The sequence below is a fragment of the Fibrella aestuarina BUZ 2 genome (assembly GCF_000331105.1).
In the GTDB taxonomy this organism is placed as follows: Bacteria; Bacteroidota; Bacteroidia; order Cytophagales; family Spirosomataceae; genus Fibrella; species Fibrella aestuarina.
In genome coordinates this window covers 2,128,811-2,140,432 of record NC_020054.1, presented here as the reverse complement: position 1 = coordinate 2,140,432, position 11,622 = coordinate 2,128,811, and the positions used below count along the sequence as shown (strand labels likewise).

At 55.7% G+C, this 11,622-nt stretch carries 9 protein-coding genes; 4 read left to right on the top strand and 5 right to left on the bottom strand.

The features are described from left to right. Window positions 1-66 precede the first annotated feature (66 nt). Window positions 67-699 (bottom strand): hypothetical protein, encoded by a 633-nt coding sequence (locus FAES_RS08635; RefSeq protein ID WP_148289323.1) that lies wholly within the window; start codon window positions 697-699, stop codon window positions 67-69. A gap of 223 nt (window positions 700-922) precedes the next feature. Here FAES_RS08635 and FAES_RS08630 point away from each other — a divergent pair, with 223 nt between their 5' ends. Further along, a complete protein-coding gene (locus tag FAES_RS08630; protein WP_015330822.1) occupies window positions 923-2,248 on the top strand; it encodes a hypothetical protein in 1,326 nt (441 codons plus the stop codon). A gap of 19 nt (window positions 2,249-2,267) precedes the next feature. Here the strand turns inward: FAES_RS08630 and FAES_RS08625 are convergent, their stop codons facing one another. From FAES_RS08625 to FAES_RS08615, 3 genes are all read right to left on the bottom strand, one after another. Beyond that, window positions 2,268-4,118, bottom strand: coding sequence for a sialate O-acetylesterase (locus FAES_RS08625; protein ID WP_229364451.1), 1,851 nt, complete (start codon window positions 4,116-4,118; stop codon window positions 2,268-2,270). 296 nt (window positions 4,119-4,414) lie between these two features. After that, entirely contained in the window at window positions 4,415-6,442 is a 2,028-nt protein-coding gene (glgB, locus tag FAES_RS08620; RefSeq protein ID WP_015330820.1) for a 1,4-alpha-glucan branching protein GlgB, read from the bottom strand. 149 nt (window positions 6,443-6,591) lie between these two features. Then, on the bottom strand, window positions 6,592-8,052 hold the full coding sequence (locus FAES_RS08615; RefSeq protein ID WP_148289322.1) for an MFS transporter: 1,461 nt from the start codon (window positions 8,050-8,052) through the stop codon (window positions 6,592-6,594). A gap of 229 nt (window positions 8,053-8,281) precedes the next feature. Here FAES_RS08615 and FAES_RS08610 point away from each other — a divergent pair, with 229 nt between their 5' ends. The 3 genes from FAES_RS08610 (at window position 8,282) to FAES_RS08600 (ending at window position 10,092) form a co-directional block, all read left to right on the top strand. After that, the gene (locus FAES_RS08610; protein ID WP_148289321.1) at window positions 8,282-9,193 is read left to right on the top strand and encodes a hypothetical protein; all 912 of its coding nucleotides are present in this window, start codon (window positions 8,282-8,284) and stop codon (window positions 9,191-9,193) included. 13 nt (window positions 9,194-9,206) lie between these two features. Continuing rightward, on the top strand, window positions 9,207-9,551 hold the full coding sequence (locus FAES_RS08605) for a hypothetical protein (protein WP_015330817.1): 345 nt from the start codon (window positions 9,207-9,209) through the stop codon (window positions 9,549-9,551). Between the two features lie 115 nt (window positions 9,552-9,666). Further along, entirely contained in the window at window positions 9,667-10,092 is a 426-nt protein-coding gene (locus tag FAES_RS08600; protein WP_041257678.1) for an OsmC family protein, read from the top strand. 79 nt (window positions 10,093-10,171) lie between these two features. Here the strand turns inward: FAES_RS08600 and FAES_RS08595 are convergent, their stop codons facing one another. After that, the gene (locus FAES_RS08595; protein WP_015330815.1) at window positions 10,172-11,512 is read right to left on the bottom strand and encodes an NAD(P)/FAD-dependent oxidoreductase; all 1,341 of its coding nucleotides are present in this window, start codon (window positions 11,510-11,512) and stop codon (window positions 10,172-10,174) included. Between the last annotated feature and the right edge of the window lie 110 nt (window positions 11,513-11,622).

The following is an 11,622-nucleotide window of genomic DNA, read 5'->3' as shown; positions in this document are numbered from 1 at the left end:
ACTCAGCGCTGAGTGGGACTTTCCTTTTTGTATATTGGTAGCTGTAACTCCTTCTTACTCTGGCCACTACTTGTGGCTAAGCCATTTGAGCAGCTTCTGACCGATCACCCAGATGCCAACTGGTACCAAGCGATTGCGGTGGCCGGCGTAGATCTCCACCACCCGGCCCTTCTTCAGGTTGGTTGTGTTGCGGTACAGCATCAGCGTGAGAATTTTACGTTGCTCAATCTGGAGCCCGGTTTCGAAGGCGCCCGCCACGACGTGCGTTTTTTGTAGCCTGGTAGCTAATTCCTGGGCTTTTCTCATCAGCATTAGATTCATCCGAAGTCGATCCCAGATCATTGCGCGCTCCCCGTCGATATAAAACCCGGCAATTTCCAGCAGGTCAGCGGCCGTCAGTCTGTGCCCGCGCAGCAGATCACCAACCTGATCGGGTGCTAACTCGGTAAATACCCGCAATGCTTGCCGTTCAAGCGTGCTGAAGGCAAACCCGCCAACCATCTGGTCGGCCTCATAATAGCCAATCACTACGTCGCATCGCTCGAGATACCCAACCGACATAGGATTACCCGATACCCGACAATACGCGGCGGCATATTGCTCAAACTGGTACCGTTCTGTCAACACCATAAAATAGCGGGGCCGTCGCCAGCCGAACACCTCTCCCCATTGAGGCGGTGGTAAAGCGGATAGTTGCATACGATCTGGTTAGTTAGGCTAGTTTTCAATAAAGTCTATGCAATTCTAATCTAATATTTCATAATTTCAAGATTAAAAGAACAATTTTTTTATATTATTTCATTACAGCGTCCGAACAGGTACCGATTGTTAAGAATTTAGAGTAACATATAGTACCATTGACAATAATTGATTTAATTCAGCAAAAGCATTTATAGTAGACTGATATCTATCATTCACGTTTATGTCTCCAGAGGAAAAGTTATCCATCTATCTCAGAAAACACATCGGTAGCGGCACGCAAAGCGATTTTGTCAAACAGGCTCAAAAATTTGGGGAACAGCTGGACCCGGCAGGCTTCAATCGGATTCTGAAGCAGCAGGTCAAAGCCAAGGATGATACCTATCGGAAGATTGCACAAATCGTGTTAGACCGCGCCGATGCTACGGTAGCTGACCTTTGGCAAGCCGTACACGCCTTCCAGTTTTCAGGCAGTCACACAGATACCGAACTACGGCTCGCCTCGGGCTTCACGTCTTATGCAGCGTTGCTGTTGAGCGCGTTGGGTGTCATCGGCGAGAACGGGCAATCGAAAGTGCCCAGCGGTATTCGGTTTGCTTTTTCGGGTAAAGAGGGCGGACCAAACTGGATCGAGAACCTCAGCGACCCAGCCGAACTTCAGGCGCAGACCCAAAAATTAGACAACGTTTATGTAGCCGACGATTTGGTAGAACTGCTGGAGAAAAGGCAGATCGACGGCGTCTTTATGCTGCGCGATACGTTCAACAAGGTCTTCGAGCCTGTCGCCAACAAGCCTATCCAGGTTTGTCGCATCGCCGTTGGCTATGGCACCTGCTGTTACCTGATGGGACTGTCGCTGCCCGACGTACCCAGTGAAACGGCGGCCCTGGAAGAGCCGATGGCGTTCTCGGCCGCTCGACAGCTTGAGTACGTTTATGACCAGCTGACACGCCATCACCTGAAGATTTTTCATTTGGCTAACCCGACGATCAACGAACACCTGCGCACGTTTATGTCGTATCGCCGCACCAAAGACGCGTTGGTATACGGCTACTCCGCAACAGCACTGAGCTTGTCGGCCGCCAACCGCGATGCTATGTTAAGTAACATCAGTGCGGCTATTCACGACACCACTCAGCCCACGATGGTCGCGCTGGTGGGTTTCGAGCCGATCCTTAATCGCATCTACCATGAAGTTGTGGCACTCCCTGGCAACGAATCGCTTCGATACCAATACCTTAACCTGTCGAAACTGCTCAACGAGGTGTCTACGTACTGCCTGTATTGCCACCCTGAAGTACTGAATGACCCCTTCAAGCTGTCGAAAATCAACGAGTTTCTTAACCTGATCAACGCACAGTTTACGTTTGATGTACTGACAGGCACCATCACGGCCGATATCTTATTTCCCGACACGGGTGCCAATGACATTCTGAAGCAATATCGACTTCAGCGCGTTTTTGATGAGCTGCACGTTCGGAATAATATGCTTCCGCTATTCAGGCTTGTATCGCAACAACTAGTTAACTTTCAATTGAGCAATGGCTAAGCAACAAGCTGTCTTGCTCCTACTGCCCCATTCGAAGGATGCCGCCCGGTTGAAGGCGTAACGTGCCGCTGAGCCGGATGCTTTTTGTCCAGGCGTGCTGATGCAACGTAACGACATGACGGGGCATGATCTGGGTAATAGCCGTCGGCGAAGGTAACATACCGCATGACCACAGACGAGCCCGGTACCAATCGCCCGATTGCAGACTGGCGAGTTGCCCACCCGGCTGGCAATTGACCGCGATAGACACATCGGCCAGCGCCTCAGCTGCCGTAGTAACGGCGCGCAACCGATATTGATAGCTTGTCTGGTTTTGGGCGGTTGAGTCGGTATACAGGGTAGCATTGAGGGGCAGGGCCGCTAACCGGCTGAACGCCTGTTCCTGACTCGTTCGGCGTTCGAGGACATATGCCTGTTCCGTAGGGTGATCGGCCCAGGTCAGTTTAACCGAACCATCTGTTTCTGACTTAGCCGCCAGACTCAGCAGCGGTGGCAACGGTGCTCCGATAGGTACGTTCCAGAAGCTAAACGCCCGTACTCCACGTTCGTTTTTCAGAAACGGCCCCGGAAAGGCCGACGCGAAGCCGGGCAAGGTGGGCTGGGTGGCATCCTGCGTGGGATAATTGGGGGGTAAATAGCCCAAATCCTGCTCAGACCGGCTGCCATTCAGCGTCAGGATCACCCGGTAGCCATCCACTCGCCCCGACACCACCGCCCCGGCTTTCTTGTTCAGAAAAAGCCATTGCCGCAGCTGATGCGTCACGCTATCGCCATACGGGTCGCTGACGGTTGTATCGCCGGGCCACCGCAGTTGTTGGCCTTCGTCGAACTGCATCACCAGTTCGTTGCGGGCTGGCGAGGTATAATACGCTTTTTTGATGTCGGGCGATATGATCTGAACGGTATCCGTGGAGCCGTAAAAATCACGCGCGACCAGCCGGAAAACCTCCAGCCCCGTTTCCTGATGCCCCTCGACGCCAAAGTGAATGCCATCGTAGGCCTTCGTACCCACCGTGGCGTGCGACCGAATGAGCGGCTGTAGCGATTGAAGCCGACGCTGGTAGTCGCGAAAACCAGGCGTTGCCTCGGCGAAACCCGCCAGCACGTGAATTTGAAACAAATAAAAACGCCTCAGATTGGGGTAGTCGCGGCGGACGTTGTTGAACAGGTAATCGAAGTTCATCATCCAGCCACTCGCCCAGCCACTGGTTTCGTTTTCGCCCTGCCGGTAGAAGTACGCCTTAATGCGGCCCGTTAGCCCGGCTTTGTGCACCCGGTACAATAGCCGACCGTAGTTGGTAGCCAAGTCCATCGGGTCATCATCGGTGCGGGCGCTGAGGACCTGAATAGGCGCCCCACCAGCGGCCCCGTTGATGATGCAAATGGGTATCCGATACTGCTCGGTCAGGCGGCGGGCCATTTCCATCCCCCAGGTGCCAATCAGCGTGGCCGACGAGCCGTTACCCGCCGCCCAGAGTGTATCGGCCGGGTTGTATTCGCCGAAGCCGGTATAGACCCCAAACGTGCGGATATACTCGCTTTGGTAGGTGTAGTACGGTGGGGCGTTGTAGGCGGTCGCGTTGGATTGGCCACTGATCACGTACGCATCCCCCGCCACGATGCGTTGCCGGTCGGCAATCAGGAGGGAGTCGGTAATGCCAGCGACGCCGCTATGCAGAAATATACGTACCCGGTACTGCGCCAGTTCGGCCGGAATGGTCGTTGTCAGCGCAACAGGGGCGCTACCCGTTGGGCTGTACGATAAAGGCAAACTGTACTGCCGATAGAGGCTCGAATTTCGAAATACCTGCACGGACACCCGCTCAAAACCCGCCGTATCGATGCGGCCTTCGATGGGAACAAGCGCCACTGATTGTTCATTGCGCGGGTATAGTTGCCCGTTGGCGGGTAATTTAAAAAAGGTTATTCGTTGTGCATAACTAGCCTGCTGGCAAATAAGCCAACAGACCAAAGCGACGTAACAGACTTTCATAGATGGATAAGACGAGGCTCTTCAAGATACTGCACAGTACCGATATCAAATAATAGACCAACCTAGTAAACTGATTAGGCACATTGACTACCCTTAGTTAAGTTAACCTAAAAAAAGAAAACCCCCTGCCAGCAGGGGGTTTTCGGTAACGAACGGCAACTGAGTGCGTTGCGCTATTCAATCCACTTCAGCACCGTAGCGCCCAGCGGCGGCAACGTCAGGCTGATCGATTGCTCTTTACCATGCAACGGGGTAGCCTCTGTCTGGATCGGGGCCGGGTTGAGCAGGCCGCTACCGTAGTAGCTCTGATCGTCGGAGTTGAAGATTTCGCCGTAGCTCCCCGCCGCCGGCACGCCAATCCGGTATTCCGGGCGCGGTACGGGTGTCATGTTCAGCACCACGATCAAGGTTTCTTCCGGTTTTTCGCCTTTACGGGCGTAGACCAGCACGCTATTTTCATGGTCGGAGGTGTCGATCCATTCAAAGCCATCTGCCGAGAAATTCCGCTCATACATGGCCGGTTCGGTGCGATACAGCTGGTTGAGAGCCTTCACGCAGGCGGCCATGCCCTGGTGGGGTGGATGGTCGAGCAGGTGCCAGTCGAGACTCTGATCGAAATTCCATTCGGCTGTCTGGCCAAATTCGCCTCCCTGGAACAGCAGTTTGGTGCCCGAGTGGGTAAACATATAGGCAAACAGAAGCCGCAAGTTGGCAAAGCGTTGCCATTCGTCGCCCGGCATTTTGCTCACCAGCGCGTGCTTCCCGTACACGACCTCGTCGTGCGAAAGCGGCAGCACGAAGTTTTCGGTAAACGCGTAGACCGTACTGAACGTCAGTTCGCTCTGATGGTATTTGCGGTTGATGGGCTCCCGCTCGAAGTAACGAAGGGTGTCGTTCATCCAGCCCATCATCCACTTCATGCCAAAGCCAAGCCCACCCGTGTAGACCGGCCGCGACACGCCGGGGAAGGCAGTCGACTCTTCGGCGATTGTCTGCGTTCCCGGAAACTCGCGGTAGATGGCTTCGTTGATCTCTTTGAACAGCGAAATGGCATCCAGGTTTTCGCGCCCGCCAAAGACGTTGGGTACCCACTCGCCCGCATTGCGCGAGTAATCGAGGTACAGCATCGACGCCACGGCATCGACCCGCAGCCCATCGGCGTGGCAGCGATCGAACCAGAACAGCGCGTTGCTAATCAGGAACGAACGTACCTCGGGGCGGCCGTAGTTAAAGATGTATGATTTCCAGTCGGGGTGGTACCCCATGCGCGGGTCGGGGTGCTCGTAGAGGTGTGAGCCATCAAACTCATACAGCCCGTTGGCGTCGCCGGGGAAGTGAGCCGGTACCCAGTCGAGGATGACGCCAATGCCCGCCTGATGCAGCCGTTCGACGAGCTGCATGAAATCCTGCGGTGCGCCAAACCGGCTGCTGGGGGCGAAATAGCCCGTTACCTGATACCCCCACGACGGCGGGTATGGGTAGTGCATCACGGGCATGAACTCCACGTGCGTGAAGCCCATCTCCTTGACGTAATCGACCAGCGAATCGCCGATTTCACCGTAGCTCAGTTCGCGCGTTGGATTACCGGGATCACGCTTCCACGACGACAGGTGTACTTCGTAGATCGAAATGGGCGCATTCAGGGCATTCTTTTCGTGGCGCGTGGCCATCCAGTCCTGATCGTTCCACTCGTAATACGTGTCCCACACTTTGGTGGCCGTCTGCGGGGGTATTTCCCAGAAGTGAGCGTAGGGATCGCCTTTTTCCAGTTCGCGCCCGTTTTCGTGGACGATGAAATACTTATACGTGGTGCCGGTAGCGACACCGGGCACAAAAATTTCCCAGATGCCCGACGAGTCCCAGCGCACATTCATGGTGGTGCTACCGCGATCCCAGCCGTTGAAATCACCAATCACCGATACGTACCGGGCCGACGGCGCCCAAACGGCGAAATACGTACCCGACACGCCGTTGTGCGTCACCACGTGCGAGCCGAATTTCTCGTAAAGGCGGGTGTGTTTGCCCTCGCGGAACAGGTAAATGTCAAGGTCAGTAAAGCGCGAATAGTGGCCGGGGGCCGAGCCACTGCTCGTTTCGTTGCTCCTTTGTGCGGCCTGCTCGCTCTCAGGTGTGGGAAGAGGCGTAACCGCCGCCAGTTCAGCAGCAGGTACGTCGGTATTGGTAGTCTTACGTTTAGCCATAGGTAATCTACAGTTCGTCGTTATTGCCGGTTGGCCGCTGTAGGTTGTGATTTGTTTATGCCGAGTGAGTCAATGGCGGGCAGGACACCATGCCTGTACCGCCATTGACTCACTCGCTACACCTTACAAACCACAAACCACAAACTATGTTAATGCCCGCTCTTACCGCTGGTCACGGCCTGATCGAAATCGATACCTTGTTTGCGAAGCACGGCCTGTACGCGAATGCCAAAGAAGAAGAGGTAAGCGAAGCAGGCGACCGCGACCAGATACGACTGCTGAATGCCGATGCTATCGGCCAGTTTACCCTGCAACACCGGCACGATTGCCCCACCCAGAATCATCATGATCAGGAAGGCAGCCCCCTGGTTGGTGTATTTGCCAAGACCCGCCGTACCAAGCGAGAAGATGCTGGGCCACAGAATCGAGCAGAACAGCCCGCCGCTGATGAGCGAGAACAGGGCCACTTTGCCCGTCGTGAGCACACCGATCAGGGCCAGCAGGGCACCGGCGGCGGTAAAGTACAGGAGAATGGTAACGGGTTTTTCGCGGGCGGCCAGGAAGGTGGCAATCATCACGAGCACGCAGACGGCATAGGGCAGCAGGTCGGTGACGTCGCCGCTATACAGCGCATTCACACCCAGCACGATACCAAACGCTACAAACGGCACCACAAACACCAGTATCCGCTTCATGGCCGGGCTTGGGTTGAAGTTGGAAATCGAGCCCGTCCAGCGGCCGATCATCATACTACCCCAGAACAGCGACACGTATTTCGACACCTGTGAGGCCTCCAGATTCTCTACTTTTTTGAGGTATTCGCCGAGGTTCGAGCCAATGGTTACCTCCACCCCCACGTAAACGAAGATGGCGGTCATGCCCAGAATCAGCTGCGGGAATTTCAGTACGCCCGTGCCCACTTCCACCTTCTCATCGTTGGTGATGTGGGGCAGTTTCGACAACTTGAAGAAGGCCGCCAGCGCCAGAAAAAGCGCACCCAGCACCAGATAAGGCACTTTTACCGACTCAACCGTCGCGCTCTTGGCGGCTTCAGGCGAGATCGATCCAAAGATGGCAAACGACACCAGTACGGGGCCGATGGTGCCCCCCAGGTTATTGACGGCCCCACCCAGGTTGATCCGTTGCGAGCCGGTTTCGGGTGGCCCCAGCGCGATCATGAACGGCTGCGTGGCTGTCTGTTGCAGCGAGAAGCCCAGCCCAACGATAAACAGCCCCGACAGCAGCAGCGAATAGGATTGCAACTCTGCCGCCGGATAGAAGAGCAACGTACCCACGGCCGATACCAGCAGGCCGTAGATGATCCCGTTCTTATAGCCAATTCGGTTTAATACGTCGGTCTTGATGGATGCCGATACCAACAGATACAGAATTGACCCCACGAAATAGGCCGCGTAAAAGGCAAAATCGATGTACTGCGCCTGCGTCTGCGACAGGTTGAATTTGTCTTTGAACAGCGGAATGAGGATACCGTTGGAGGCCGCTACAAAACTCCAGAAAAACCAGACAGTCATGAGCGTGTACAAGGCCGATCGGTTGTCGGTCTGCTCCGTGAGGGGTTGGCCCGAAGAGGCTACGGGTTCGTTAACCATGAGTAAAGGTTTGTTAAATGTAGGGGGCGCACCGGCAGCGCCCGATTGGCCAAGGTGTTTGACCATCGCAGCGCGGGCAGGTGCGGTCAACAAAACTAACCACATAAACGGTAAATACGCCTTTGCGAATACGGGAAAAAGGCGCTACCCTTGCCCGACAGGTCTATGTAGCTTTGATCATCCAACACCACTGTTACGCACGCACCACTTCCTTACCCACTTTACGCCTATGTCACGTCTTCCCATTCTTTTGCTATCAGTTGGGGTGACCGCTCTCGGCGGTTGCGCTACCCTGACCAAGTCGCAGGTTGAGGCCGTCAACCAGTTTGCTACGCTAGCCAGCACGGGCGGCAACCACGCAGAAAAAGTCTTGAACGAAGTGATCGATAACCGCTATCAGTCCATCATTCTGGAGCAATCAGCAGGCGTCAACCCGGGCACAGCGACTTCTCTGAACGGTGACACCTATAAGCAGTTGGCTAAATTTTACGCCGACAAACAGGCCGAACTAAAGCCCGTCAGGCAGATAAAGGCAAGCATGAACGTGCTAAACGAGTATGCGCTGGCGCTGCAACGACTCTCGTCGCCCGACTTTGCCACCAATGCCGCCCAATCAGCCAACAGCCTGGGCGAATCGATTTCAGATCTGTCTACGGCCATTCCGGTCATTCCCAACGTGGGTTCGTTACTCGGCAAAACTCTGACCGAACTCGGTGGCCGGTACATCGGCCAGAAACAGACCAAGGCCCTGCAGCAATTTGTCAATGAAGGCGATACGCTGGTTGCCGCGCTTTGCCGAAGCAATGAATCGCTGCTACGGGAAAAGGCGTCGGTGCTGATCGAGCAGAGCGAAAAAACCGATTCGCTAAGCGTCAATGCCTTATTCGACGCCATCAAAACGGATCGGCTGGGTCGGTATCAGGCGGCTGGCATGGGGGCTGACCTGGTCAGTAAATACCAGCACCTCAATCAGTTGAATAAGCAGTCAATCACGGCGTTGCAACAGATACGGACAACCCATTCCGCCTTAAAAAAGGCCCTGGCGACCAAACAGACCCTCTCGGGCATCAGTCAGCAGTTACTGGCCTTGCACAAGGCTATCCGCGATCTACAGGCTACGTATAAAGAGATAAAACTATAACCGATACACCGCCATGACTATTTCCTTAACGGCTCTGTTTGTGACCGTCAACGATGCCAAACGAACGTTGATGATCGAGAGTAACCAGCCCGGACATACCGACGCCGAGTTGACGCAGTTAGGCTTGGGCATCGAAGCCCTCGACCAGTTGGCTCACGATATTGTGGTGCTTGATCTGCAACAGAGCGCCGATCAGATAAAAGCCCAGGCAAGCGGCCTCAAAGACCTGGCCGACAGGATCAGCGCCACCTCCGACGCCCTCGAACATATTGCCACCTTGCTGGATAGCATCGCGGGAAAAATCAATGCCGTCGTAAAAGCGGTAACGACCCTGGGCAGCCTGGGCCTGCTTGCCTAGCCTGGCTGGCACCAGATCGGCACCCCTACCTGCCGGAAAAGTTTTCGGGATGAGCGTGGCTGGATTGTCGGGCGAATGTCGATTTTTACCGCCTCAACTCACTCCACTTGTCGGCATGCCAACCATCCAGATCAGCTACCTCGGCGACTTACGTACCCAGGATACCCACCTGCAATCGGGCACCCAGATTTACACCGATGCGCCCACCGATAACCAGGGCCGGGGCGAAGCCTTCTCCCCCACCGACCTGGTCGCCAACGCGCTGGGTACGTGTATTCTCACGACCATGGCCATTTTTGCCCGCCGGGATGGTATCGAACTACTCAACAGCGACGCCAGCGTGACCAAGATCATGTCGACGGAGCCGCCGCGCCGCATTGCCCGCATCGAGATCGCGATGACCCTGCGTGCCACCACGGCCGAGGGCACACCCCTCACGGATGCCCAAAAAGCGAAGCTTGAAAAAGTTGCCCACACCTGTCCCGTCGCCATCAGCCTTCACCCTGATCTGGAACAGGCCGTTACGATTACGTGGGTGTAATATCGTAAGGCGGGGTCATGATCATATCAAATGATACTATCAACAGTAATATCAACCGGCTTTCGCTAGATAAACTGTTTTAAGCAAATAGCCCAAACAAGCCTTTTTTGGCTTTAACTCGAACGGCTGTGCCGGGATGTTGCGCGTTGTAGGCCGCGATGATGTCGCCCTCGTATTGGCGAAAAAATTCGGGGTCGAAATTGGCTTGCGGGAGGTGTTCGAGCACGTAGCTGACGGGCCGTTTTTCTTCGATCCAGCGCGTCCAGACGTCCTGCCGCTGCCGGATGCCCAGCGCGTTCATCCCTGTTACGGCTCCCGTATCGGTACGGTAATTGACGCGAAACGCCTTTTTACCGTCGGGATGCGCCCAGTAGAACGACGCTAACGTACCATCGTCGGGGAGGCGGGCAGGTACGTCGCCGTAGGTCTGGTACTCGATGTCGAAGAATTTGGCCGAGTTGAAAAACACGCCGGGCCGATAGGGCGTGGGCTGCCCCAATAGGGTTTTGGCCACGGTTTCACCCATAATCCGGCCCGTGTACCAGATCTGCTCCACGGGTTTGCGGCCCGGCGGGGGCGTGCGGTGCTGCACGCAGTCGCCGAGGGCGTAGACGTCAGGTACGTTGGTACGCAGGTAGTCATCGACCAGAATACCCCGATCGGTTTCCAGCGACGTACCCCGCAGCCAACCGATGTTGGCTGAAACGCCAACCGAAACGCCCACAAATTGCGCGTCGAGGCGTTGCCCGGCCGTGGTCGACACCGCCCCGACGCGACCGTTTCCATCGTCGTGCAACTCGGCTACTTCGGTTTCCAGGTGCAGATCAACGTGGTGGTCGCGGATGTGACGCGTGACCAGCGCCGATTCTTCGGCGGGCAACACACTCGACCAGAAGCTTTTTTCGCGCACCAGAAACGAAACGGGAATCTGCCTCGACAAGAGCATTTCGCAGAGTTCGATCCCGATGAGCCCACCCCCCACGACCACCGCCCGGCTGATGCCCTCGGCTGTCAGTGCCTCCAGCTGTTCCAGATCGGGCATGCCGTAGAGCCCCTGCACACCCCGCAACGCCACGCCCAGCGCCGCCGGTCGGTTGGGCTGCGAGCCAAGCGCCAGCAGCAACACGTCGTAGCGGAGGGTCTGTCCCGTATCGGTCGTGAGTTGTTTCTGCTCAAAATCGACGCTGGTTACGTGCGCCCGTAGCAGGTCGATGCGGTTTTTAGTCCAGAACCCGTCTTCGTAGGGTTTGGTGTGGGTGTACGTCATGTGTCCCATGTAGATGTACATGAGGGCCGTCCGCGAAAAGAAGTGATCGGTTTCCGACGACACGACGCTGATCTGATCGTCACCGCCTTTGCGCAGCTCACGGGCTGCCGTAATACCGGCAATGCCGTTTCCAATAATGACGATGTGGGGCATGAATAGTGGCTTTGCCGGAATATACGAGAAAGTCGGGAAGAGTGATGAACGATGATCGGTGAACGATGAGCGATGAGTGGCGATGCCGTTCAGGTACGTTAGCAGACCCA

What these genes read in the sequence shown, in the direction of transcription:
- FAES_RS08630 (WP_015330822.1), top strand. Translation starts at nt 923, where the DNA reads ATGTCTCCAGAGGAAAAGTTATCCATCTATCTCAGAAAACACATCGGT.
- FAES_RS08635 (WP_148289323.1), bottom strand. Translation starts at nt 699, where the DNA reads ATGCAACTATCCGCTTTACCACCGCCTCAATGGGGAGAGGTGTTCGGC.
- FAES_RS08605 (WP_015330817.1), top strand. Translation starts at nt 9,207, where the DNA reads ATGACTATTTCCTTAACGGCTCTGTTTGTGACCGTCAACGATGCCAAA.
- glgB (WP_015330820.1), bottom strand. Translation starts at nt 6,442, where the DNA reads ATGGCTAAACGTAAGACTACCAATACCGACGTACCTGCTGCTGAACTG.
- FAES_RS08615 (WP_148289322.1), bottom strand. Translation starts at nt 8,052, where the DNA reads ATGGTTAACGAACCCGTAGCCTCTTCGGGCCAACCCCTCACGGAGCAG.
- FAES_RS08595 (WP_015330815.1), bottom strand. Translation starts at nt 11,512, where the DNA reads ATGCCCCACATCGTCATTATTGGAAACGGCATTGCCGGTATTACGGCA.
- FAES_RS08600 (WP_041257678.1), top strand. Translation starts at nt 9,667, where the DNA reads ATGCCAACCATCCAGATCAGCTACCTCGGCGACTTACGTACCCAGGAT.
- FAES_RS08610 (WP_148289321.1), top strand. Translation starts at nt 8,282, where the DNA reads ATGTCACGTCTTCCCATTCTTTTGCTATCAGTTGGGGTGACCGCTCTC.